This is a genomic window from Klebsiella sp. MISC125 (assembly GCF_051131775.1).
In the GTDB taxonomy this organism is placed as follows: Bacteria; Pseudomonadota; Gammaproteobacteria; order Enterobacterales; family Enterobacteriaceae; genus Klebsiella.
On sequence record NZ_CP180448.1, the window covers coordinates 158,132 to 182,485 of the forward strand.

Annotated in this window: 25 protein-coding genes; 12 read left to right on the plus strand and 13 right to left on the minus strand. The window is 54.5% G+C overall.

Going from position 1 to position 24,354, the window contains the following annotated elements; all coding sequences use genetic code 11:
• Window positions 1–5: 5 nt before the first annotated feature.
• From trmH to gmk, 4 genes are read right to left on the minus strand one after another with little or no spacing between them, the layout of a single operon-like run.
• Window positions 6–695 (minus strand): tRNA (guanosine(18)-2'-O)-methyltransferase TrmH, encoded by a 690-nt coding sequence (gene trmH, locus ACMYSL_RS00750; protein ID WP_181484430.1) that lies wholly within the window; start codon window positions 693–695, stop codon window positions 6–8.
• A gap of 4 nt (window positions 696–699) precedes the next feature.
• Window positions 700–2,820 (minus strand): bifunctional GTP diphosphokinase/guanosine-3',5'-bis pyrophosphate 3'-pyrophosphohydrolase, encoded by a 2,121-nt coding sequence (gene spoT, locus ACMYSL_RS00755; protein WP_182235318.1) that lies wholly within the window; start codon window positions 2,818–2,820, stop codon window positions 700–702.
• A gap of 18 nt (window positions 2,821–2,838) precedes the next feature.
• Window positions 2,839–3,114 (minus strand): DNA-directed RNA polymerase subunit omega, encoded by a 276-nt coding sequence (gene rpoZ / locus ACMYSL_RS00760; protein WP_110276950.1) that lies wholly within the window; start codon window positions 3,112–3,114, stop codon window positions 2,839–2,841.
• Window positions 3,115–3,168: 54 nt separating this feature from the next.
• Entirely contained in the window at window positions 3,169–3,792 is a 624-nt protein-coding gene (gene gmk, locus ACMYSL_RS00765) for a guanylate kinase (RefSeq protein WP_110276951.1), read from the minus strand.
• 257 nt (window positions 3,793–4,049) lie between these two features.
• On the opposite strand from gmk, the gene ligB reads away from it, so the two are divergent.
• Complete coding sequence (gene ligB / locus ACMYSL_RS00770; protein WP_434661121.1) at window positions 4,050–5,726, plus strand: NAD-dependent DNA ligase LigB; 1,677 nt, start codon at window positions 4,050–4,052, stop codon at window positions 5,724–5,726.
• 5 nt (window positions 5,727–5,731) lie between these two features.
• Here ligB and ACMYSL_RS00775 read toward each other — a convergent pair whose 3' ends face one another.
• Complete coding sequence (locus tag ACMYSL_RS00775; RefSeq protein ID WP_110276954.1) at window positions 5,732–6,349, minus strand: trimeric intracellular cation channel family protein; 618 nt, start codon at window positions 6,347–6,349, stop codon at window positions 5,732–5,734.
• Between the two features lie 274 nt (window positions 6,350–6,623).
• On the opposite strand from ACMYSL_RS00775, the gene ACMYSL_RS00780 reads away from it, so the two are divergent.
• Window positions 6,624–7,883, plus strand: a complete 1,260-nt coding sequence (locus ACMYSL_RS00780) for a chloride channel protein (protein WP_434661122.1) — start codon at window positions 6,624–6,626, stop codon at window positions 7,881–7,883.
• Window positions 7,884–7,943: 60 nt separating this feature from the next.
• Here ACMYSL_RS00780 and ACMYSL_RS00785 read toward each other — a convergent pair whose 3' ends face one another.
• Window positions 7,944–8,807: a YicC/YloC family endoribonuclease gene (locus ACMYSL_RS00785; protein WP_110276956.1), complete on the minus strand. Its 864-nt coding sequence runs from the start codon at window positions 8,805–8,807 to the stop codon at window positions 7,944–7,946.
• A 125-nt stretch (window positions 8,808–8,932) separates the two neighbouring features.
• Here ACMYSL_RS00785 and rph point away from each other — a divergent pair, with 125 nt between their 5' ends.
• Both rph and pyrE read left to right on the plus strand, forming a co-directional pair.
• Window positions 8,933–9,649, plus strand: a complete 717-nt coding sequence (gene rph, locus ACMYSL_RS00790; protein ID WP_110276957.1) for a ribonuclease PH — start codon at window positions 8,933–8,935, stop codon at window positions 9,647–9,649.
• Window positions 9,650–9,714: 65 nt separating this feature from the next.
• Window positions 9,715–10,356 (plus strand): orotate phosphoribosyltransferase, encoded by a 642-nt coding sequence (pyrE, locus tag ACMYSL_RS00795; RefSeq protein ID WP_110276958.1) that lies wholly within the window; start codon window positions 9,715–9,717, stop codon window positions 10,354–10,356.
• Between the two features lie 37 nt (window positions 10,357–10,393).
• Here pyrE and ACMYSL_RS00800 read toward each other — a convergent pair whose 3' ends face one another.
• The 4 genes from ACMYSL_RS00800 to coaBC form a co-directional block, all read right to left on the minus strand.
• Window positions 10,394–11,410, minus strand: coding sequence for an SMP-30/gluconolactonase/LRE family protein (locus ACMYSL_RS00800; RefSeq protein ID WP_434661124.1), 1,017 nt, complete (start codon window positions 11,408–11,410; stop codon window positions 10,394–10,396).
• 155 nt (window positions 11,411–11,565) lie between these two features.
• A complete protein-coding gene (gene slmA / locus ACMYSL_RS00805) occupies window positions 11,566–12,162 on the minus strand; it encodes a nucleoid occlusion factor SlmA (protein WP_304254203.1) in 597 nt (198 codons plus the stop codon).
• Between the two features lie 175 nt (window positions 12,163–12,337).
• Window positions 12,338–12,796, minus strand: coding sequence for a dUTP diphosphatase (dut, locus tag ACMYSL_RS00810; protein WP_434661125.1), 459 nt, complete (start codon window positions 12,794–12,796; stop codon window positions 12,338–12,340).
• Window positions 12,774–13,985, minus strand: coding sequence for a bifunctional phosphopantothenoylcysteine decarboxylase/phosphopantothenate--cysteine ligase CoaBC (gene coaBC, locus ACMYSL_RS00815; protein ID WP_181486311.1), 1,212 nt, complete (start codon window positions 13,983–13,985; stop codon window positions 12,774–12,776). The genes dut and coaBC overlap by 23 nt, the downstream gene beginning before the upstream one ends.
• Before the next feature lie 175 nt (window positions 13,986–14,160).
• On the opposite strand from coaBC, the gene radC reads away from it, so the two are divergent.
• The 8 genes from radC to mutM all read left to right on the plus strand — a co-directional run bounded on the left by radC (window position 14,161) and on the right by mutM (window position 21,644).
• Window positions 14,161–14,826 (plus strand): RadC family protein, encoded by a 666-nt coding sequence (gene radC / locus ACMYSL_RS00820; RefSeq protein WP_182235312.1) that lies wholly within the window; start codon window positions 14,161–14,163, stop codon window positions 14,824–14,826.
• A gap of 217 nt (window positions 14,827–15,043) precedes the next feature.
• Window positions 15,044–15,280: a 50S ribosomal protein L28 gene (gene rpmB, locus ACMYSL_RS00825; RefSeq protein WP_002436699.1), complete on the plus strand. Its 237-nt coding sequence runs from the start codon at window positions 15,044–15,046 to the stop codon at window positions 15,278–15,280.
• Window positions 15,281–15,300: 20 nt separating this feature from the next.
• Window positions 15,301–15,468, plus strand: coding sequence for a 50S ribosomal protein L33 (gene rpmG, locus ACMYSL_RS00830; RefSeq protein ID WP_003024094.1), 168 nt, complete (start codon window positions 15,301–15,303; stop codon window positions 15,466–15,468).
• A 201-nt stretch (window positions 15,469–15,669) separates the two neighbouring features.
• On the plus strand, window positions 15,670–16,347 hold the full coding sequence (locus tag ACMYSL_RS00835; protein WP_142513439.1) for a vWA domain-containing protein: 678 nt from the start codon (window positions 15,670–15,672) through the stop codon (window positions 16,345–16,347).
• 4 nt (window positions 16,348–16,351) lie between these two features.
• Window positions 16,352–17,077, plus strand: a complete 726-nt coding sequence (locus ACMYSL_RS00840; RefSeq protein WP_434661127.1) for a PP2C family serine/threonine-protein phosphatase — start codon at window positions 16,352–16,354, stop codon at window positions 17,075–17,077.
• Window positions 17,067–18,440 carry a DNA-binding protein gene (locus ACMYSL_RS00845; protein ID WP_434661129.1) on the plus strand — a complete coding sequence of 458 codons (1,374 nt, stop codon included), beginning with the start codon at window positions 17,067–17,069 and terminating at the stop codon, window positions 18,438–18,440. The genes ACMYSL_RS00840 and ACMYSL_RS00845 overlap by 11 nt, the downstream gene beginning before the upstream one ends.
• On the plus strand, window positions 18,441–20,771 hold the full coding sequence (locus tag ACMYSL_RS00850; protein ID WP_434661130.1) for a TonB family protein: 2,331 nt from the start codon (window positions 18,441–18,443) through the stop codon (window positions 20,769–20,771).
• A 63-nt stretch (window positions 20,772–20,834) separates the two neighbouring features.
• Entirely contained in the window at window positions 20,835–21,644 is an 810-nt protein-coding gene (gene mutM, locus ACMYSL_RS00855; protein ID WP_434661132.1) for a bifunctional DNA-formamidopyrimidine glycosylase/DNA-(apurinic or apyrimidinic site) lyase, read from the plus strand.
• Window positions 21,645–21,763: 119 nt separating this feature from the next.
• Here the strand turns inward: mutM and coaD are convergent, their stop codons facing one another.
• From coaD to waaA, 3 genes are read right to left on the minus strand one after another with little or no spacing between them, the layout of a single operon-like run.
• A complete protein-coding gene (gene coaD / locus ACMYSL_RS00860; protein WP_434661133.1) occupies window positions 21,764–22,240 on the minus strand; it encodes a pantetheine-phosphate adenylyltransferase in 477 nt (158 codons plus the stop codon).
• 2 nt (window positions 22,241–22,242) lie between these two features.
• On the minus strand, window positions 22,243–23,013 hold the full coding sequence (locus ACMYSL_RS00865) for a glycosyltransferase family 2 protein (protein ID WP_304254185.1): 771 nt from the start codon (window positions 23,011–23,013) through the stop codon (window positions 22,243–22,245).
• The gene (gene waaA / locus ACMYSL_RS00870; RefSeq protein ID WP_304254183.1) at window positions 23,013–24,287 is read right to left on the minus strand and encodes a lipid IV(A) 3-deoxy-D-manno-octulosonic acid transferase; all 1,275 of its coding nucleotides are present in this window, start codon (window positions 24,285–24,287) and stop codon (window positions 23,013–23,015) included. The genes ACMYSL_RS00865 and waaA overlap by 1 nt, the downstream gene beginning before the upstream one ends.
• Between the last annotated feature and the right edge of the window lie 67 nt (window positions 24,288–24,354).

The window sequence follows — 24,354 nt, forward strand, 5'->3', positions numbered from 1 at the left end:
ATATTTTATCCTGCGGCCTGCATCGTGGACCACCATGTGGCATCGGCTTCGACTTCACCCTGCTCGTTGACGTGAGGATAAGGTAGACCTTTGCGCTTCGCGACCCGCGCCAGCACCGGATATCCGCCTTCAAACAGCAGTCGCTGCTGGTCTTCTTCCGGCAGCATACTGTTTTCGCGTTGATACATGCCGGCATTTTGCCGCTGACGCTGAGCTTCATACAAAATCAGTGCGGAGGCGACAGAGACGTTCAACGATTGCACCATGCCAATCATGGGAATGATGATGTCCTGATCCGCCAGGTCTAATGCTTCCTGAGTAATACCGGTTTTTTCCTGACCCATCAGAATACAGGTGGGGCGGGTATAGTCGATTTCACGAAAATCAACGGCTTTACTGGAGAGATGCGTTGCCAGGATTTGCATCCCCTGGTCTTTCAAATGCGTAACTGCATCGCCAATGGTGCTGTGCGTTTTAACCTGTACCCAACTGTTGCTGCCTGCCGCCGCCGAGGCCATGGTGCGCATACGGCTGCCGGGCCAGATGGCGTGCACTTCATGTACGCCAACGGCGTCTGCGGTACGAATCACCGCAGAAACGTTATGAGGCTTGTGGACCTGCTCCATGCAGACCGTCAGGTCAGGTTGACGCCTGGCGAGCATCTCGCAGATACGCGCATAACGCTGTGCATTCATAAGACTAATTTCGGTTACGGGTGACTTTAATCACATCCGGCATGACGCGAATTTTGCGCATGATATTCGCCAGATGCACGCGATCGCGCGCGGTGAGGCGGATAAAGGCGCTGTACACACGACCATCTTTTTCTTCCGTATTCAGACTTTGAATATTGGATGAAGCGGTGTTGATCGCCGCCGTCAGGTTAGCCAGCGCACCCTGGTGGTTAAACATATCCACCTTGATTTCGGTGATAAATTCCTGCGCGGTCTCTTTATCCCACTCGACCGCCATAAATTTCTCCGGCTCTTTTTGATAACCGCGAATGTTACGACAGGATTCATGGTGGATAACCAGGCCTTTGCCAGGGCTGACGTGCGCAATGATTGGGTCGCCGGGAATCGGACGACAGCATTTGGCGAACGTAATCAGCACGCCATCGGCGCCTTTAATCGGCAGATGGTTGTGGCCGGATGATGTCAGCTGCGCGGGTACCGAGGTGGTATCACCCTGTTGCAGGTTTTTGGCCACCACCACGCTCATGGCGTTACCGAGGCCGATTTCGGCCAGCAGATCGTCAAGCGTTGCCAGCTTCATGCGCTCAAGCTCACGCTGAATGCTTTCCGGTGGAATTTCAGCCAGTTTACGGCTACCGCCAAGGGCGTGGTTGAGCAGGCGGCGTCCGAGACTTACGGAGTCGTCGCGCTTGAGGTTCTTCAGCAACTGACGAATTTTGGCGCGCGCTTTCGAGCTGACAACAAAGTTCAGCCACGCGGCGTTTGGTCGTGCGCCCGGCGCGGTAATAATTTCCACCGTCTGGCCGCTGGAAAGCGACTGCGACAACGGATACGGCTGGCGGTCGACGCGTGCGCCGACGCAGGCATGGCCGATATCGGTATGCACCGCGTAGGCGAAATCCACCGGCGTGGCGCCAGCGGGCAGTTCGACAATACGACCTTCCGGGGTGAAAACGTAAATCTCATCCGGGAACAGATCGGATTTCACGCTCTCAATGAATTCAAATGAGCTACCGGCGCTCTGCTGGAGTTCCAGCAGGCTCTGCATCCAGCGCTGGGCGCGGATTTGCGCCGTGGTGCTGCTCTCGCCGCCGTGCTCTTTATAAGCCCAGTGCGCCGCAACCCCCATTTCCGCCATCTGGTCCATGTCTTCGGTACGAATTTGTACCTCAACCGGGACGCCATGCGGGCCGATCATCGAGGTGTGCAAAGATTGATAGCCGTTCGCCTTTGGAATGGCAATGTAGTCTTTGACGCGCCCAGGACGCGGCTTGTAAAGGCTGTGCATCTGGCCAAGCACGCGGTAGCAGGTGTCAGAATCATGGACGATCACGCGAAAGGCGTAGATATCCATAATCGAGTGAAAACGTTGCTCTTTGAGCACCATCTTGCAGTAGATGGAGTACAGGTGTTTTTCGCGACCGCTTACGCGACAGGGAATTCCCGCTTCCTGCAAACGCCCTTCGATTTCGGAGAGGATCTTTTGAATCATCTCTTTACGGTTGCCGCGCGCCGCTTTTACGACCTCTTTAATGACGCGGTAGCGGTTAGGATACAACGCTTCAAAGCCCAGCTCTTCAAGCTCAGTTTTGATGTGATGAATACCTAAACGGTGCGCCAGTGGGCTGTAGATTTCCAGCGTTTCGCGGGCGATGCGGCGACGTTTGTCCGGGCGTAATGAGCCCAGGGTACGCATGTTGTGGGTGCGGTCAGCAAGCTTGATGAGGATGACGCGGATGTCCTGCACCATCGCCATAATCATTTTGCGAAAGTTTTCGGCCTGAGCCTCTTTCTTATCGCGAAACTTAAGCTTATCAAGCTTCGACACCCCCTCTACCAGTTCAGCAACGCTTTTACCAAAAAGCTGCTCCATGTCCTGGTAGGTGGCGGGGGTATCTTCAATCACGTCGTGCAGCAGGGCGGCCATCAGCGTTTCATGGTCGAGTTTCATCTCGGCCAGAATACAGGCTACCGCAACCGGGTGCGTGATGTAGGGTTCACCGCTTGAACGTGTTTGGCCCTCGTGAGCGTCACGTGCAACGAGATAAGCCTGCCGAAGACGCTTAATTTGCTCTTCGGGCAGGTAGTTTTGAATCAGCTGATTCAGGCTTTCAAACAGATACAAGGGCGACCCGCTGTGTGATTAACGACGACCTTCAGCAATAGCGGTAACGGCTTGTAATTCAGCGGCTTCCTGCTCTTGCTGTTCCTGGCGCTCACGAACGTCGAGGATCTTGTTGTTGATCAGACCTTCTTCGATTTCGCGCAGTGCGATAACGGTAGTTTTATCGTTTTCTTCCGGTACCAGCGGATCCTTTCCGCCTGTCTGCATCTGACGAGCGCGACGCGCGGCGACCAGTACCAGGTCAAAACGGTTACCAATTTTCTCTACAGCGTCCTGAACAGTTACGCGTGCCATACTTAAAATGCTCCACAGGTGAAGAAATGACTGGGCATGATACTGAATGTGGGTTCAGTCTGCCAACAGTTTGGTGATTAAAGCGCCATGTCGCTGCTTTTGGCGGCTCATGCGCAGACGTTCGGCGCGAATAATGATTTTCAAATCGCTTAAGGCGGTATCAAAATCATCATTCACAATAAGGTAATCATATTCCGCGTAATGGCTCATTTCTGCAACTGCCTGCGCCATACGTTTCGCGATAACCTCTTCGCTGTCCTGACCACGGCCACGCAGGCGACGGTCAAGCTCATCTTTTGACGGCGGCAGAATAAAAATACTGCGCGCGCCAGGCATTCTTTTGCGGATTTGCTGCGCTCCCTGCCAGTCGATATCGAGGAAGACGTCGACGCCAGTCGCCAGTACCTGCTCGATAGTTTCGCGCGAGGTGCCGTAATAGTTGCCAAAGACTTCTGCATGTTCAAGAAAAGCATCTCTGCCAATCATCGTCCTGAATTCGTCGTGATTAACAAAGAAATAGTGTTCACCGTGCACTTCACCCGGGCGCGGAGCGCGCGTGGTATGCGAAACAGAAACCTGAGAGTCGTACAACGGTTGGGTTTTTAATAAAGCCTGAATCAGGCTGGATTTACCCGCGCCGCTAGGGGCGGAAACAATATAAAGCGTGCCTTGAGCCATGAGTGTCTTTTGTATGTGGTGGTCGAAATAAAGCTTACATACGAGCCTATTATACACGCCGCCGCTGCGTGACGCAGTCTCTGTCACACTTTTTGCGCTGTTTCTTTCATTTTGCTTGCTGTTTCCCTGATTTCTCTGGGCGTTGCAGAAATAACGTAGAAAACCAGGATGCCTGCTCGCAGGGTTAAAAATCCCTTATCGCTGACGAAAATAAACCTACGGCACAATGCGTGGCGAGAAAACAGGAGGGCATCGCCATGCATAAGGGAATTTGGGCGCTGGTGTTATGGATGTTGGTGGGATACGGGCAGGCAGCCTGTCCAACATGGTCACAGACCAGGGCTGAACAGGAAATTAAACGTCTCAGTCAGCAGATGAACGAGTGGAAAAACGCTTACTGGCATCAAGGTAAGAGCGTGGTCAGCGATGAGGTGTACGACCAGCTTGCGGCGCGACTGTCCTACTGGCAACGCTGCTTTGTCAGTGAAACCCCCGCTCACGATGAACTTTCGTCATTAAAGGGCGATACCTGGCATCCGGTTGCTCACACTGGCGTGCGTAAACTGGCGGATGAAGCCAGCGTTGCCCGCTGGATGCGTGGCAAAACCGACCTCTGGGTGCAGCCCAAAGTGGATGGCGTAGCGGTTACGCTGGTTTATCGGCAAGGGCGTTTGACGCAGGCAATCAGTCGGGGAAACGGGTTGGCGGGAGAGGACTGGACGGCCAGGGTATTACAGATCCCTTCCATACCTAAGGTTGTTGGCACTGAACTCGCTAACAGCGTGTTACAGGGCGAGCTGTTCCTGCATAACGCGGGGCATGTGCAAAAGCAGATGGGAGGTATGAACGCGCGGGCAAAAGTCGCGGGCATGATGATGCGACAGGACGTTGCGACCGAGCTTGATAAACTGGGAGTGTTTATCTGGGCATGGCCTGATGGCCCGGCAGATATGAATCAGCGCCATGCGTTGTTGCGCCAGAGCGGCTTTCTTCATAGCGCACTTTTTTCGCATTCTGTGGCTAATGCTCAGCAGGTTGGGCAGTGGCGTCAACGTTGGTTCACTTCACCGTTGCCTTTTGCTACTGATGGCGTTGTGGTGCGCCAGGGGCAAGAGTCAGCCGGGCGTTTCTGGGTGCCGGGGCAGGGTGATTGGGTGATTGCGTGGAAATATCCGCCCGCGTCACGGGTTATGGAGGTTCGCGGTATCAGCTTCAGCATCGGGCGCAGCGGTAAAATCGCCGTGGTCGCGCAGCTCACGCCGCAGCAGCTGGATGACAAGCGCGTGCAGCGGGTGAGCGTTGGCTCGGTATCCCGCTGGCAAAATCTGGACATCGGCATTGGCGATCAGCTACAAATCAGCCTCGCCGGTCAGGGTATACCGCGCATCGATTCGGTAGTCTGGCGTACCGCCCAGCGTAATAAACCCCAGCCTCCAGCGGCTCGTTTCAATTCATTAAGCTGTTTTTTCGCCACTCCTGAGTGCGCAGAGCAGTTTCTCTCACGGCTGGTCTGGCTATCATCCCGATCGATCCTTGATATTGACGGCGCTGGAGAGACATTGTGGCGCACTGTACACGATGCCCGACGCATGGCTCATCTCTTTTCATGGCTGGCGTTTACGCCAGAGCAACTGCAAACGATCCCGGGAATATCTGCACAGCGCGGGCAGCAGTTGTGGCACCAGTTTAATCTGGCGCGTGAGCAGCCCTTTTTGCGCTGGGTACAGGCTATGGGGATACCCATCCCAAAAACAGCGTTTTCAGAAATGGCGAAGGACGACTGGCAGCAGTTACGGGATCGAAACGAAGAGCAGTGGCGACGTTTACCAGGAATTGGGGCAGAAAGGGCGCGGCAGCTAGTGGCTTTTTTACATAACCCGGATGTTGCCGCGCTGGCGAAGTGGCTCAGCGGGCAACGAATTGCGGGGTTCTGAAAGAATCAATGTGCGCTATGGTTGTAATGAAAGACCGGGAGGCCCAGCTTCCAGCGCAGTGCCAGCATGCGGGCGGTAAAGCCGAACAGCAGGGTGGAAATAACCACCACATCGTGGCTGCTGACGTAGTGCTGTAGGGCAATATAAAGAACGGCGGCGGCGAACGAGACCCCAGCGTACAGCTCTTTCTGAAACACCAGTGGGATGCGCTTGCAGAACATATCGCGCAGTACGCCGCCGAAGACGCCGGTTATCACTGCGGCAATGGAGGCGATCACCGGGCCCTCGCCCATATCCAGCGCGATCTGAGCGCCGATGATTGAGAACACTACTAGGCCCAGAGCATCCAGTACCAAAAACAGGCGACGCAGATGCGGCATGACCGGTGCGGCGATGGTAGTCAGGACCGCGGCGACTGCGACAATAATGACGTATTCAGGATGTTGCACCCAGCCCAGTGGGTAGTGGCCGAGCAGAATATCGCGCACTGAACCGCCGCCCAGGGCCGTCGCGGTTGCGATGATAATAACGCCGAACGTATCCATACGGCGGCGCCCGGCAGCCAGCGCGCCGGTCATCGCTTCCGCCGTAATACCAATTAAATAAAGAATATGAAGCAGCATAGTTCCCCCACAATGATGGCGAAAGGTTAGCGATTTGTGCGGGAGATCACGATTGAGATTTTCTAAGGTGAATGAGTTTGGCCAGGAAAAAGTAATGCATATGTTGTTTTTATTACCTTTTAAATAGGGTTTGTTGGTTATTTTTAAAATTATATGGATTAGAAAAAATAATGATTAAGGCGTCATTCTGTATCTATATTGGATACGCTATGAATACCTAATATTTAACTCTCGACCTTTATGCTTTTATTTTCCTTATTCAAGGCCTGAGAAAATGACCACAGCCGCTGACAATAAAAATTATCTGACCCGCCTGATTGCCGTTGTTTTAACGGGAGTGCTGGCCGGTCTATCAGGTATGGTTCTGGCGATGATTTTACATGCGATTCAGCACCTGGCTTTTGGCTATAGCCTTGAACGGATCGTCGGATCGGAGTCATTTTTACAGGGTGTAACGGATTCGCCCTGGCCTCGTCGTATCACGGCAATAGTGGCAGGTGGTGCGATAGCAGGATTCGGCTGGTGGCTGCTTGCGCGCTATGGTCAGAAGCGGATTTCTATCGCGGCGGCTGTCGCTAAACCTTCTGTGCCAATGCCTACTGGGACGACGACTCTCCATGCACTGTTGCAGATAGTCACCGTTGCGCTGGGATCTCCCTTGGGACGCGAGGTTGCTCCGCGGGAAATGGGGGCGCTGGGGGCCGGTATAGTGGCGCGTAAAATGGGGCTTTATGAGGATGAAACCCGAACGCTGATTGCCTGTGGTGCCGGAGCGGGCCTGGCGGCAGTGTATAACGTCCCTCTGGCGGGCGCGTTGTTTAGCCTTGAAGTGATGCTGCTGTCGTTTAGCTGGGAAAAAGCGCTGGCGGCTATCATCACGTCGGCTATTGCTGCATGGACGGCAACGTTGGGGCTGGGTGATGAATCGCAATACCATTTTATCTCCGACGCGCTTCCTTATTCATTTCTCTGGTGGGCGATTATCGCGGGGCCCATTCTTGGTTCCGGGGCCTGGCTTTTTCGCAAAGCAACCAGCACCGCTCGCTCGCACGTTCGAACAAACTGGCAGATGCCGGTTTTCTGCCTGCTGGCATTTTCCCTGCTTGCCGTCCTGAGCCTCTATTTTCCCCAGCTTCCGGGAAATGGTAAAGGGCCCATGCAGCTGGCTCTCAGCGATGAGTTGGGTTTCCCTGGGGCGGCGATACTGTTGGTGTTAAAAATGGTCGTCATCCTGGCGGTGCTGCGCGGAGGCGCGGAGGGCGGGCTACTGACACCGGGGCTGGCGGTCGGCGGTCTGAGCAGCCTGCTGCTATGCATGCTCTGGCAGCAGATATTTCCCGGAGGGGATTACAGCAGTTTTGCTCTTGTCGGCGCAGCGGCATTTCTTGCCGCATCTATGCAGATGCCGCTAACGGCGGTAGTACTGGTGATGGAGTTTACCCATATGGATCACAGCTATCTGGCTCCCATGCTGCTGTGTGCGGCGGGGGCATTTTTAACCTGTCGGGTGCTGGATAAAAAGTATTTCTTCTGAGATGTGCTGAAAATAAAAAAGGGCCGGAGTGTTGGCCCTTAATGTTGGTAGAACCCGATATTACTCGATGTTCTGGATCTGCTCGCGCATTTGCTCAATCAGTACTTTCAACTCGATTGCAGATTTCGTCACTTCGGCATTAATGGATTTAGACGCCAGCGTGTTTGATTCGCGGTTGAACTCCTGCATCATAAAGTCGAGACGGCGGCCGACCGCTTCTTTCTTCTTCAGGATGTTCCACGTCTCTTTGACGTGCGCTTCCAGGCGATCCAGCTCTTCGGCGACGTCAATGCGCTGCGCCATCAGAACCAGCTCTTGCTCGAGGCGATTGTTTTCCAACTGCACTTCCGCGTCTTCCAGCTTGGAGACCAGACGCTCACGCTGCCATTGCAGGATTTCCGGCATATGGGCGCGCACTTTGGTCACTTCGGCGGTCACGCCATCAAGCCGCTGTTCGATAAGCGCCTTCAGTGCCTGACCTTCGGTTTCGCGGGCGACGATAAAGTCATCCAGTGCGCCATTCAGCGCGTTCAGGATTTCAGCGGCAATGGCGTCCAGATCCTGCTCATGAGCAGACATAACGCCAGGCCAGCGCAGGATGTCGACCGGGTTGATTTCGCCTTCGTCGCTCTGCATTTTTACCCAGTTAGCGGCGTTAACTAGCTGCTTTGCCAGTTTTTCGTTGAGAATCAACTCGCCCTGGGCGCTCGGATCCTGCTCAAAACGCAGGGTACATTCGACTTTACCGCGGGTCAGACGGGAGCGAATACGCTCGCGTACAACAGGCTCCAGGCTACGAAACTGCTCCGGCAGACGGAAATAGGTTTCCAGATATCGTTGGTTTACCGAGCGCAGTTCCCACGCGGCGCTACCCCATTCACCCTTGATTTCACGCCGGGCGTAGGCGGTCATACTGCGGATCATAGACGTTCCTGTTTTTAAAGGAGAGTGGGGGGGATTATAGCTTTCGAGTCCTTATCAGGATAGGAATAAGCACGCATTATCCGTATAATGCGCAGCCACATTCGTTTCAAGCCGGAGAGAACCTCATGCGTCCAGCAGATCGTAGCGCTAACCAAGTGCGCCCAGTAAGCTTTACCCGTAATTATACGAAACACGCAGAAGGCTCCGTGCTGGTCGAATTCGGTGACACCAAAGTATTGTGTACCGCCTCTATCGATGAAGGTGTTCCGCGCTTTCTGAAAGGCCAGGGTCAGGGTTGGATCACCGCAGAATATGGCATGCTGCCGCGCGCGACCCATACCCGTAACGCGCGTGAAGCTGCGAAAGGTAAGCAGGGCGGGCGTACAATGGAAATCCAGCGCCTGATCGCGCGTGCGCTGCGCGCTGCGGTTGACCTGAAAGCGCTGGGTGAATTCACTATTACGCTGGACTGCGATGTGCTGCAGGCCGACGGTGGAACCCGCACCGCCTCTATCACCGGAGCCTGCGTTGCGCTGGCTGATGCGCTGAACAAATTGGTTGCAGCCGGTAAGCTGAAAACCAACCCGATGAAAGGCATGGTGGCGGCAGTCTCCGTTGGTATCGTCAAAGGCGAAGCGCTTTGCGATCTGGAATATGTCGAAGATTCCGCGGCGGAAACCGATATGAACGTGGTGATGACCGAAGACGGTCGCATCATTGAGGTGCAGGGTACGGCGGAAGGCGAGCCGTTCACCCATGAAGAACTCCTCACCCTCCTGGCGTTGGCCCGAGGGGGTATCGAATCCATTGTGACGGCGCAGAAAGCGGCGTTAGAAAACTAGTTTTTAAGGCGACTGAGAAGTCGCCTTTTTTATATCTGTAGAAAAGTATGATGAGGAGCGAATCCATGAAGCCGTATCAGCGCCAGTTTATTGAGTTTGCGCTTAGCAAGCAGGTCCTTAAGTTTGGCGAATTTACGCTGAAATCCGGGCGTAAGAGCCCCTATTTCTTCAACGCCGGCCTGTTTAATACCGGGCGCGATCTGGCATTGTTAGGCCGTTTTTACGCCGAAGCGCTGGTGGATTCCGGGATTGATTTTGATCTGTTGTTTGGCCCTGCGTACAAAGGTATTCCAATCGCCACGACTACAGCTGTCGCGTTGGCGGAACACCACGACCGCGATCTGCCGTACTGCTTTAATCGTAAAGAGGCGAAGACTCACGGCGAAGGCGGCAACCTGGTGGGAAGCGCTCTACAGGGCCGCGTGATGCTGGTGGATGACGTCATCACCGCAGGTACTGCGATTCGTGAATCGATGGAAATTATTCAGGCCAACGGCGCGGAGTTAGCCGGTGTACTGATTTCTCTGGATCGCCAGGAGCGCGGACGCGGCGAAATCTCCGCGATTCAGGAAGTCGAACGAGATTACGGCTGCAAAGTGATTTCTATTGTGACCCTGAAAGATCTGATCAGCTATCTGGAAGAGAAGCCGGAAATGGCTGAACATCTGGCGTCGGTTCGCGCCTACCGCGAAGCGTACGGAGTATAAGAATCGACCCGGCAGGTCAATGCCTGCCGGGTAGGTTTCAAACCAGTTTGGCCCCTTGCGCATTGACGTAGAGCGAATAAATCGAGGTGCTAGAGGCCATAAACAGGCGATTGCGCTGCTCGCCGCCGAAGCACAGGTTAGCACAGCGTTCCGGCAACTGAATGATGCCGATGTTTTTCCCCTTAGGGTCAAAGACGCGCACGCCATCAAGCTCCTCGCTGCCCGCCCCCCAACCACACCACAGATTACCGTCCATATCGCAGGCGATACCGTCGGCAGTGCCGTTACCGCAGTCAATATGTACTCTTTTATTTTTCAGCTCGTTATTGACCACATCCCACGCGAGAATTAACCGATTTGGCGTCGCGCGACTCTCCACGACGTATAGCGTTTTCTCATCGGCGGAAAAACAGAGGCCGTTCGGCCCTTTCACGTCACCCAGCACGACGCTCAGTTTGCGGCTTTCAGGATCCAGCCGATAAACGTTTTGCGGTAGCTGCGGCGTGGCTTTATGCCCTTCGTAGAATCCGCTGATGCCGAAAGGAGGGTCGGTAAACCAGATGCTGCCGTCTGACTTCACGACGATATCGTTTGGTGAGTTCAGCGGCTTGCCGTCAAAACTATCCGCCAGTACGGTAATGGTGCCATCGTATTCGGTGCGGGTAATGCGTCGGGTATCATGTTCGCAGCTGATCAGTCGCCCCTGTCGGTCGCGGGCATGGCCGTTAGCGTAGTTTGCCGGATGACGGAACACGCTGGTTTCACCAGTAGCTTCATCCCAGCGCATGATGGCGTTGTTGGGGATATCGCTCCAGAGCAACATGCGCGTATCGCCAAACCACACAGGCCCTTCCGCCCAGCGAAAACCGGTAGCAATCTGCTCGACTTTTGCGCTGGCAAGCATATAGCGGCGAAAGCTATCATCCACTGCCACAATGCGTGGATCGGGATAACGTGCAGATGGTGCCCAGGCCGCGAAACTTTTTTGGCTTACCAGTAATGATGCGGTTGCCAGACCTCCCAGTTTGAGCAATTCCCGCCGTGATGTCGCCATCAGCCTTCTCCTTATCCGATGAAAAGAAACAATTTACGGATGTTAGGAGAGAGTGCAGATAGAAAACATCTGGCAATTCAACTAATTGTCCTGGGCTTTATGACAGAAAAATCAAAAAGGAGATGCAGCCATTGTGGCTGCATATAAGGTGCGGATTACTGCAACTGGGCGGCGACCAGCGGCCAACGGGCGTCAAAATCATCGGTCGGACGATATTTAAACTCACTGCGTACAAAGCGCGACAGCATCCCTTCACAGAATGCCAGCAGCTGACTAGCCAGCAGGGCTTCATCGACGGTGTAGCCTTCGCCCTCGCGCATTTTCTTTTCACGCAACACCTGGCGCAGCTGTACTTCAATGCGCTCAAACAGTTGATTGATTCGATCCTGCAATCTGTCCTGTTCAAACATCAGCGCATGGCCGGTCAGAATTCTCGTCAGCCCAGGATTCCGCTCGCCAAACCCAAGAATCAACAGTACGATCAGGCGCAGGCGCGCTGAAGTATCTTTTTCATCTTTTAAAATCAAATTGATGCGCGTAATCAGGCTGTCTTCGATAAACTCGATCAGGCTGTCAAACATGCGGGTTTTGCTGGGAAAATGTCGGTACAGAGCCGCTTCGGATACGCCAACGGACGCCGCCAGTTTCGCTGTGGTAATGCGCTGACTCCCATCGCTGGATTCAAGCATCAACGCCAGAGACTGAAGTATTTCTTCGCGACGATTCCTTTTCGCAGTTTGTTTTTCTGCCATGTTTTAAAATACCCCTGAAAAAAGCACTTGCCAGGCAGGCATCCGCAAAGCGACCGCAAGCTGCTGCCTGCGGCGATGTTATTGCATTATTACGCTTTGGAATGCAGGTTACACTTTATCCTTCGGGCAGCCCTGCTGTTGGCGGCATCCCGAGTGATTGGGTGTATCGCTGGGCTTATTTACGCCCGGAGTGACCGAAGCCACCTTCGCCACGATCGGTGGCGTCAAAATCTTCCACCAGGTTAAATTCCGCCTGTACGACAGGCACAAACACCATTTGAGCGATACGCTCGCCGGGTTCAATATTGAAGCTCTGCTGGCCACGGTTCCAGACGGAAACCATCAGCTGGCCCTGATAGTCAGAATCAATCAGGCCCACCAGGTTGCCCAGAACAACGCCATGCTTATGACCCAGCCCGGAGCGCGGCAGAATCACCGCTGCCAGAGACGAGTCGGCAATGTGAATCGCCAGGCCAGTCGGCACAAGCGTGGTAGCGCCAGGCGCCAGCTCTACGGCGTCATCGAGACAGGCTCGCAGGTCAAGTCCGGCGGAGCCGGAGGTGGCATAAGTTGGCAGCGGAAACTGCTGACCAACACGCGGGTCCAGAATCTTAACGTCGATTTTTTTCATCATAACGGGTCACGATCTCGTCGAGTAATAATTGGCCCAGGAGTTCCTTGCGCTCAAGTGGTAAGCGCTTATCTCCCTCTTGCCAGAAAAGGTGTAATGCATTGCTATCGCTGTTAAATCCCTGATTTGGCTGTGAAACATCATTGGCGCAAATCAGATCGAGATTTTTGCGGGCACGTTTTTGCCGTGCGTATTCTTCCACATTATTCGTTTCGGCGGCAAATCCAACGACGTAGGGGCGGTTGGCCTTAAGCGCCGCGACCCCAGCGACGATATCCGGATTTTTAACCATTTTCAGGGTTAATTCATCACCTTGTTTTTTGATTTTTTCTTCGGCGATGGCGACCGCACGGTAGTCAGCAACTGCCGCACAGCCAATAAAAATGTGCTGCTGAGAAGCGCTATTTTGCACGGCGGCTTCCATTTCCAGCGCTGTGGTGACATCAATTCTCTGCACAAACGGCGGCGTTGGCAGAGAAACCGGACCACTAACCAGCGTCACGTTCGCCCCGCGATGCGCGGCGGCGGCGGCAATCGCGAAACCCATCTTACCAGAACTGTGGTTGGTGATATAACGCACTGGATCCAGCGGCTCGCGGGTTGGGCCCGCGGTAATCATGATGTTGAGATGTTGCAAATCTTTGACAGGAGAGAAATGCTGCGCGGCCATATCAACAATAGTCAGCGGGTCCAGCATTCTCCCTGGGCCGATATCGCCACAGGCCTGGCTGCCGCTATCCGGGCCCCAAACCAGCAGACCGCGTGAGGAGATAACGTCAAGATTATGCTGGGTGGCGGCGGCGCGATACATCTGCTGATTCATTGCGGGCACGACGGCGACTGGCGACGGCGTGGCGAGGCAAATTGTGGAAACGAGGTCGTTAGCCATTCCTGCCGCAATACGTGCAATTAAATCGGCGGTAGCGGGGGCGAGAATCACCAGGTCTGCCCATTTTCCCAGCTCAATGTGGCCCATTGCCGCTTCTGCGGCCGGGTCGAGCAGGCTGTCGGAGACCGGATAACCGGATACCGCCTGTAGACTCAGTGGCGTAATGAAGGCTTTTGCGGCTTCCGTCATGGCGACGCGGACATCCGCTCCACGGTCACGCAGGCGGCGCACCAGTTCCGGCGTTTTATAGGCAGCAATGCCGCCGCTCACGCCAAGAACGATCTTTTTACCAGCCAGACTCATCATGATTTTTTCCTGTTGCGGTACACCAGAATTCGCGCATCTTATCACAATCCGATCGGCATCGTGTGCCTGGCAGAGATCCACTTTGCGAGCCGCTACGCACGGATAAAATTTGCCGATCGGCAGCGCTGGAGGGCTGTGCCAGGATAGCGCGCACAGGAAAGGAGAAGCCGCCATGGATACACAGGAACCTCTGATGCCGAGGGAAAAAATGCAGTGCTACGGTATCGAATCGTTGTCGGATATTGAGCTGCTGGCGCTGTTTTTACGTACCGGCACGCGCACGCAGGATGTCATAACGTTTTCCCAGGATTTGCTGCAGCGCTTTGGCTCGCTATACGGTCTGCTATCGGCGGAAAAAGAGCAGTTTGATGAGGTTGAGGGGATTGGCCCGGCGACATATGCGCAGTTGAAGGGGATTGCTGAGCTGGCGCGGCGCTATTTTTGTATGCGGATAACTGAAGAACCCTCTCTGGTTACGCCGTCGATGACGCGGGAATTTCTGCAAAGCCAACTGGCTGACGAAGAACGTGAGATCTTTATGGTGATCTTTTTAGATAATCAGAACCGGGTATTGAAACATAGCCGACTTTTTTCTGGTACTCTTAGCCACGTTGAGGTGCATCCGCGAGAAATCGTACGCGAAGCCATCAAAGTGAACGCCGCCGCGGTGATCCTGGCTCATAATCATCCATCCGGTAGCCCTGAGCCGAGTAAGGCCGACAGGTTGATTACCGAAAGAGTGATAAAATGTTGCCGATTCATGGATATACGCGTGCTTGATCACCTTGTTATCGGCCGCGGAGCGTACGTATCTTTTGCTGAGCGCGGCTGGATTTAGCCCCGATCATGCGATCCATCGGGATCTTTGTCTGTTCGGGACTTGAGCACATCGCCGAGTCAGCGTATACTACGCCACCTTTGAGAATCTCGGGTTTGGCATTTGGGCCTGGCAATCGAGAGTTCAATAGAACTATGCGATGACCGGGCTGTAAAGCCTGACGAGGCGCCAATACCCCATACGAAGCTCGAGCTAATTTGATTTTTGGAGAATAGACATGTCCCGAGTCTGCCAAGTTACTGGCAAGCGTCCGGTGACCGGTAACAACCGTTCCCACGCACTGAACGCGACTAAACGCCGTTTCCTGCCTAACCTGCACTCTCACCGTTTCTGGGTTGAGAGCGAGAAGCGTTTTGTCACCCTGCGTGTATCTGCTAAAGGTATGCGTGTTATTGATAAGAAAGGCATCGATACAGTTCTGTCCGAACTGCGTGCCCGTGGCGAAAAGTACTAAGTACTTAGAGGAATTAAATCATGGCTAAAGGTATTCGTGAGAAAATCAAGCTGGTTTCTTCTGCTGGTACTGGTCACTTCTATACCACTACGAAGAACAAACGTACTAAACCGGAAAAACTGGAACTGAAAAAATTCGATCCAGTTGTCCGTCAGCACGTTTTATACAAAGAAGCTAAAATCAAATAATTTTAGCCTCCTTGTAAAGAAGAACCCCGCCCTGGCGGGGTTTTTTGTTTCCGTTTTACAGTCTTTCCCTTCTTCGAAATTTATCACTCAATTCTTCTTCTCGTCGTTAATCATTAACCACATAAATGAAATGGTTTTTCTTGTCTTGCCGGGACGGGATGTTTATTCTGCCGGTACAGAAAACCACCGACAGGGATTGTTATGACGTCATTCATTCCAGATGTTTCATTTATTGATAACAGTGAACAGCGAACCCCCTTAATTCTCGTTCTCGATTGTTCCGGTAGCATGGAGGGCAAGCCAATTGCCCAGCTAAATCAGGGGCTCAAGCTGCTGGAAAGCGAACTTAAAAATGATGTTATCGCCGCGAAACGTGTTCGCCTGCTGGTGATTAAATACGGCGGTTACGATGAGTGCCAACTGCATGGCGATTGGTGCGATGCGATGGACTTTACCGCCCCTGTTCTTGAAGCGAGTGGTCTGACGCCAACCGGGCAGGCCGTCAGCCTGGCTCTGGGCGAAATCGAAGCTGAAAAGCAGCGTCTGAAAGCGGCTGGCGTACCTTATACCCGGCCATGGCTGTTTTTGATGTCGGATGGCGCGCCAACGGATAACTGGCAGGTGGCGGCTCAGGAGTGCTGCGAGGCGCAGGCGGCAAACAAAGTTGCCGTATTCCCGATTAGCGTAGGCGACGAGGCCTCTGAATCGATGGGCCATTTCAGCCGTAGTGGGATTAATGGCGTGAAGCAGTTGAAGGGTTTGCAGTTCCGCGAGCTGTTCCTTTGGCTAAGCGCCAGTATGCAGGTGGTCTCGCAGTCAACGCCGGGCGGAAAAGCACAGCTGCCACCGACGGACAGCTGGTCAGAAATTTCGGTCTGACGCGATGAACTGGCGCGTTTATGCTTCGTCGGTTATCGGCAGTAGCCACCGACAAAATAACCTTCCTTGTCAGGATGCCTTTTGTTATCGCAATTTGGGCGATCGACTTGTTGCTGTCGTTTGTGATGGCGCAGGCTCAGCTGCTTATAGCGAACAGGGGGCGGCTTTGGTTACCCGGGCGCTGAGTGAGCGCCTGGCGCTATTGACCGTTGTGCCTGATGAAGAGCAAGTCGTGGCGCTGATAGCGGATGTCCGAGAGGCTGTACTGCTACAAGCCAAAGAGCAACAGCTTGTCGCGGGTGATTTTGCCTGTACCGTTCTGGCAGCATGGTTGGGCGAAACGCAGTCGCTGGTCCTGCATATCGGTGATGGCGTTGCGGCGCTCACTATCAACGATGAGCAGCACTTCTCTTTACCTGAAAACGGTGAATACGCCAACCAAACCTGGTTCCTCACCAGCGCTGACTGGCGTGAACATTTACGCATCAATCAGTTTGCTGGCAGAGCCATGCAGCTGGTGATGATGTCCGATGGTGTGCAGCCGTTTGCGCTAAACCGTCGCTGTGATGCGCTGTTTTCCCCCTTTATGGACCCTGTCGTAAGCTATTTGCAGCAGGTTTCAGAGGAGAAGGGGAGCGAAGCGATACGCGCCACGCTTGATGACCCGCGCACCTGGGTGATAACCGGTGATGACAAGACGCTTCTGGTAGCTCTGCGTAATGAAGCATAAAAAAATTCCTGGTTGTTATAACGAGCAGCGCCGCGCGGTACGTTTGGGGAAACTCATCAAGAGCGGTGGTGCCGGCAGCGTCTACTTCCTGGCCGACGACCCTTCCCGGGTTGCGAAAATTTACCATCCCAATACTGATGCCAGCTATTACCAGCGCAAGCTCCGCGCCATGCTTGCGCAGCGCCCGGAGATCCCCGCACCTGCCGACGGTGAGACGATTGTCCAGTTGGCGTGGCCCGACTATTTGCTCTTCGACGAGCGCAAGCGCGTTATTGGCTTTGTTATGCCGGTCCTTGATACCCAGCGTACTATTGAGCTGGAGTATATTTTGCAGTCGCGGCAAGCGAAGGCGCAGAATCTGCCGGAGGGGATCGGCGCAAAAGTAAGTCTGGCCTGCAACCTCGCGACCCTGGTCTCAGCGCTGCATGCGCGACAGCACCGGGTTATCGACATGAAGCCGGTTAACCTGCGCTTCTATCGCGACAGCTTGTATATCGCGCTGCTGGACTGCGATGGTTTTAGCATTCAGGGCGAGGGCGAGCGTTTCCCTGCCGGGCAGTTCACGCCGGATTACCTGGCGCCGGAGTTCCAGCGCATCGGGCAGGTACCTGATGAGCGGGAAGAGGCGCAGGATCGTTTCTCGCTGGCGGTGATTATTTTTCAACTGCTCAACCATGGTATTCATCCCTATAGCGGCCGTTCGCAAACCGCGAAGGTGCCCGATGATTTACCCGGTCGCATCGCCGCCAACTGTTACGCCTACGGTATCAATGCAGCAAAGCATATCTCTCCGGTACCGGCCAGTACCCACCATCTGCTGCCTACAGAGTTGCGTAAACTGTTCGATCGCGCTTTTAGCGGCTCACCCGCCCGACGCCCTTGCGCCGATGAATGGGCACAGGTATTGCGCCCTTATGCGCTACGCAGTACGCAAAAAATTGTTCTCTGTAGTAAGAAACATCAGCATTTCGCTGGGATGCCGTGCCTGGTCTGCGCACGTGAAAAACAGGTTGTAGAAGGCGTAAAGCAGGCGAAGCAGCATAAGCAAACGCAAACTGTTCGCCAGCGTCCTGCGCCCATCAAGCGCCAGCCTCGCGTTGCGCCGGCCGCTGCGGTACCTCGTCAGCCAACCGGGCCGGGGCCGTTAACGCTGCTATGGCGCAATATGCGCAGCAAAGTTCCTGCATTTGTTTGGCATGGCGCGCTGGCTGTGATTAGCACGCTGGTGATGGCCATATTAGCGCGTAATTTTACCCAACTGAGCGGTCCCTGGCATGCCTGGTATGATAACGCGGCGTTAATCCTGATTTTTGTCTGGATAGCCGTGATGGGGCTGCTGGCGATTCTTCGGAGTAAGCCATAAATGATTACGCCGAAGTTAAAGCACCTGCTGGTCATCTTGTCTTTGATTGCGCTTTTTGTCGCGCCGAATATGGTGCTCTTTCTCTGGTCTGCCCCCTTTATGTTGGTGGATAAGCTTTCGCTTTTACCGGCGGCGCTGAATGCTCCCCAGCGTTTATTGCTCTACGGCCTGTGGCTGGGGGGCGCTCTCTACTTTTCCGCCCTGATGTGGGTCGCAGTCACCCGGCGTAATAAAGGCTATCTGGCAGCCGCCGTGGCGCAGATTGTTTTTGTTATCGGTATCACGTTATTCAATGTACCTATCGGCGAGCAAAATCAGCGGCGCTGGCAGAGTATGAACCAGCTGGCGTCACCCGCCTGGCAGGATTTTCTCTATGACCGTCATGCCCGTTTTATTCAGATAACCCTGCGCGGGGAGCCGTTGAATCAGCACAATATTATCGAGCAATTTCTCGCGCAGAAAAAACCGCTGGCGGAGCTGCCGCTGGGCTGGAATGAACAAGACGCCGCCGCCGCTGATGCGCTCTGGCAGCAGGCATTAGGCTATCGCGAGCAAGAAGTAAAAGCCCTCACGAAGATGGATGATTACCTGAGTTGGATGCCAGACCGGAGCGATCTGACGCTGGCAAAGGCCATCCTGACGCTGACAACGGATGAGAATAAAGCGCAGGCGGAAAGAGCATTTCGCCAGGCAATCGCCATTGCGCCGGAAAACCCTGACGCCTGGCTGGGCTGGGCATTAGCGCTGATCCAGTCTCGTGATGATGAGCGGGTGCGAAATTCGCAGTTTCAGCCGCTCACGCAAAGCATTACTAGCGGATTATTGATGGCGGAGGGCCTGAAGGATAGCCCACGCCAGCCAGCCCTACAGCAGCGGTTAGAGGCATATATTGCTCAAATGCCGCCTGAAGATCGGCAAATCCTGCAAATTCTGCGGGCCAGAATGCAGACGCGCTCCTGTGATTCATCGCTGGCAGTGAATGAAAATGGGGAAGCCGAAAAGGTCCTACCCCTGGCGCGTTCAATCGTGTTTAAACAAGGCTCCGTGCGTAGCGCCAGCCCGATTAACGAGCGCTTTCCTGGGCACGTAAGCATTGAGGCCGAAAGATATGGGATTGCGAAAGAGTCGGTGTCTCCAATGTTCTATCCGACGATAAATAAATTTATCAAGTCGGCGACAACGGTGCTTTCGGTGGATACTGGGGTAGGCGGCGATCTATTAAACGCGGTGGTCGAGTGCAGTAGCGGCGTTCCCGAGTTTGACAAAGCGGCGCTCTACTACGTGCAGCAGTGGCGTTTTGCTTCTAACCGGCATGGAGAGCGCTTGCTGATACCGGTGAACTTTATCAGCGATCGTCTGCCTCCTGAGGAGCACTATCGGGAGATGGAATCACGAGCGACGCGTATCGCCCGGCTGGCGGCCCGGCATAATAAAGCCGGGATGGAAACTGCCGCGCAAGAGATGACCGCTCAATTCACCCGGATGAAAGCGCTGTTTCCGCAGAAGAAACTCAGCGCGGAAGAGGCGCGAAATCTACAGCTCGTCTACTTCAAAAAGCGGGATAAAAGTCCCAAAGGCAGAATGGAAGGCTTTACTGAAATGACGGAAGCGATGGAAAAGCTGGTCGATACGCATCCGTACTATGCGCCGTTATTGAAGGATCTGGCGCTGAGAAAGAGCTTTGCTTCCTTTGAAGAGAACCGGGCAACGTGGGCGCAGCTGTTGGCGCTCGCCCCGGAGGATCCGCAGGTGTGGATGGCCTGGGGCAGCCTGTGGGCTGAGCGCGATCCTGAACTGTATATCGGCGCGATGATCTACTCCATGTTGCTACAACCGCTTGCTGAGGATACTGAGCAGAAAATAGCGAATATCAAAACCAAGCTGCTGATGCGGGTTGGCATGGGCGAGCGTAATGCGATTCTTTCGGCAAAAGTATACGCAGATTATGCCGATATCCTCGGGGAAAGAGCGAAAGGTGAAGATACCGCAAAAGCCGGAAAAATTTTGCCTGCGAGCAAAATACTGGACCGTCATGAAAAGGTCGTTCCCTTTGACCCACCGGTGAGTATGACGGTTGATATCGACCAGAATGAGGTGTTAAACGCGCCTTTCTTCAACGTTAAATGGAAGACGCCGCAGGCGCAGGGTGATAAACGGGCCGAGCTTACCGTTGATATTGATAAAAGCGGCGCTCCGACGCTGGTGCTGGTAAGCAAAAGCAGCGAAGTGGAAGAGTATGATGCGCAGGCGGTGGATATGCTCTGGCGCTGGAAGTTTAAACCACAGCCCGACGGCAGACAGATAACCGTTGGTGTGAATTTTCAGCACTAACCGCGTCGTTGCCTTCTGAACGAGGTAAAATAGGAGCGCCTGCTGTTTTCATATGAGAAAAATATGCCTGAATTACCTGAAGTAGAAACCAGCCGCCGCGGTATTGAGCCGCATCTGGTTGGGGCGACCATCCTGCACGCCGTGGTGCGCAACGGACGCCTGCGCTGGCCGGTATCCGAAGAGATCTATCGTCTGAGCGACGTTCCGGTTCTCAGCGTACGCCGCCGTGCCAAATATCTGTTGCTGGAGCTGCCAGACGGCTGGATTATCATCCACCTGGGCATGTCGGGAAGCTTGCGCATTCTGAGCGAAGAACTCCCCGCAGAGAAACACGATCACGTTGATCTGATCATGAGCAACGGTAAGGTTCTGCGCTATACCGATCCGCGACGCTTTGGCGCCTGGCTGTGGGCCAAAGAGCTGGAGGGTCATCCGGTGTTAGCGCATCTTGGGCCGGAGCCGCTAAGCGATGATTTCAATGCTGACTATCTCCAGCAGAGGTGTGCGAAGAAGAAAACTGCGATTAAGCCCTGGCTGATGGATAACAAGCTGGTGGTCGGGGTCGGTAATATCTATGCCAGCGAATCGCTGTTCTCGGCGGGGATCCACCCCGACAGGCTCGCTTCATCGCTTTCACGCGAAGAGTGCGAGCAATTGGTAAAGGTGATAAAGCTGGTGCTGTTGCGCTCCATCGAGCAGGGCGGGACGACGCTAAAAGATTTCCTGCAAAGCGACGGTAAGCCGGGCTATTTTGCCCAGGAATTACAGGTTTATGGTCGTAAGGGTGAACCCTGTCGTATTTGCAGAACGCCAATTATCGGCAGCAAACATGCGCAGCGGGCGACGTTTTATTGCCGCCAGTGCCAGAAGTAAAGTGCGGTGGTTGCGTTGATCCCGGCTCGCGCTGCGCTTAGCCGGGCTACAGGTTTCCAGCCGTCTGCGGACTGGTAGCCCGGACAGGCGCGTCAAGCGCCGCCTCCGGGAAGAACGCCCTACAGCTTCTTCAGCAGCGCCTGATGCACGTTAGCAGGCAGGAAGTGAGAGACATCGCCCTGGTGGCGCGCTACCTCTTTCACCAGCGAAGAGGAGATAAACGACCACTCTTTGCACGGCATCAGAAACACGCTCTCCAGCGTCGGCATCAGGTGGCGGTTCATGTGCGCCAGCTGCATCTCATATTCAAAATCCGCCACCGCTCGCAGGCCGCGAATTAAAATATTCGCCTGCTGCGCGCGAGCGAAATTGGCCATTAAATCGCTAAAGCCAATCACTTCAACGTTGACCAGATGTGCGGTTGCCTGCTCTGCCAGCGCGATGCGCTCATCGAGGGTAAACATCGGCTTTTTGCTCGGGCTGGCGGCGATAGCCAGCAAGACTTTATCAAACATGCTGGCCGCACGGGTGATGATATCGATATGGCCGTTAGTGATAGGGTCGAAGGTGCCCGGATAGATCGCTTTTGTGCTCATAATTACACTTTCTCCGAGTAGCCGCGGCTTAGCGCCCACAGCTCGGTGTATTTATTAAACGTATATTGCGCGTTGACCACAGCCAGTAGCCAACCTTGTTTTCCATCCAGAACGCCGCCGCGTAGCAGCAGTGTTTTCACGAAGGCACCCAGCGTATGGCCGAAGATACCGGTTAGCGAGGTCTTCTTACCCTTCTGGTGGCGCTCCTGGGCCCAGGCGGCGGCATAGGCCAGCTGCTTTTGCTGAAAGCCGGAAAAGTCACGGCAGGTCAGATGCAACAGGTCGCCCGAGAGTTCGATAACCTGTGCGCCTTTGCTGTCGACAGACTCATGCACCAGATTATCGTTATAGCGGTAATGGTCGCGTTGGTACAGGCGCATTACGCGGTCCGGATACCAGCCGCTATGGCGCATAAAGCGACCGAGAAAATAGTTTCGCCGGGCGATGCTATAGATAGCACCGCTTTTTGGCGCTGCCAGCACGCTGCGGATGGATTGCTCAAGCTCTGGGGTGACGCGCTCGTCGGTATCGATCATCAGCACGTAGTCGCCGGTGGCGTAGCCCTGGGCGCGCTGGCGCTGAATGCCATAACCCTGCCAGTCGCGATTGATATGAACCTGAGCACCGAGGCTGCGGGCTAATTCGACGGTGTTATCACTGCTGCCAGAATCCAGCAAGATTACCTCATCGGCCCAGCTTACTGATGCCAGACAATCAGGCAGCAGATCCGCCGCATTTTTGGCGATCATTACGACCGAGAGTCGAGGCGACATTAGTGGCTCCGCTGCGGCAGATAAGGTTGCAGTAACTGTAGCAGACGGGAGAGTGCGCCCTGATTTTGATGCAGCACTTCCACCGCGTGGCGACCGTACCACAGACGATAATCTTCGTCGGTCAGCAGGTTAGACACCTGGGTCACCAGCGAGCTGGCATCGGTCACGGTAATCAGACCGTCGTCCTGCTGCAGCTTGGCGCAGATATCTTTGAAGTTGAAGGTGTGCGGGCCCATCAACACGGGAATCGCATGGGCGGCGGGCTCCAGCGGATTATGACCGCCGCGCTCCACCAGGCTGCCGCCAACGAACGCAAGGTCGGCGATTCCGTACAGCAGCATTAGCTCGCCCATCGTATCGCCAATCACCACCTGGGTACTGTTCGATGGGATTTCGCCAGTGCTGCGCAGGGTGTAGCTCATTCCTGCTTTCTGCACCATTTCGCGGGCATCGCTAAAACGTTCCGGATGGCGAGGGACGAGGATCAGCAGCAGATTGGGGAACGTCTCCAGCAGCTTTTTATGCGCCTGGAGAACAATTTGTTCTTCGCCGTCGTGGGTGCTGGTGGCAATCCAGACCTGACGATGCGGTGCCCACTGGCGGCGCAGGGTGATGGCGCGAGCAGCCAGTTCAGGCGTAACCGAGATATCAAACTTCAGGCTACCGGTAACCGCCAACTGATTGCGCTTCAGGCCCAGGGCGATAAAACGGTTCGCGTCTTCTTCATTTTGCGCGGCGATAAGCGTGATACGGCTCAGCAGCCGACGCATAAATTTGCCCAGCTTGGCGTAGCCCTTCGCCGAGCGCTCGGACAGGCGGGCGTTGGCAATGACCAGCGGAATTTTACGCTTATGCAGGGTCGCGACCATATTCGGCCACAGCTCGGTCTCCATCACAATAACCAGCTTGGGCTGGACGGTGTTGAAGAAGCGGTTCATGGCACCGGGCAGATCGTAAGGCAGGTAGACGTGATGAACGTCTTTACCGAAGGCGGACATCGCCCGCTCGGAGCCTGTTGGCGTCATGGTAGTAACGGTGATCGGCAGATAGGGATAACGATGACGTAACGCGCGTACCAGCGGGATCGCCGCCAGGGTTTCGCCGACGGAAACGGAATGCAGCAGAATGCCGTCCGGTTCTACCTTGTTCTGACAGTAGCCATAACGTTCAGCCCAGCGTTTGCGGTAGGCAGGGGCCTTACGGCTACGTAAGAGAAGTCGTAGCCAAACCAGTGGCTGAATAAGGTAAAGCAGGGCGGTATAAAGCAATTCCAAGCGATTTATCCGTTTTCATGTTTTTGCGGGCAAATTCTAAGCATTTAACCCGCGTAAAGCTATCTCT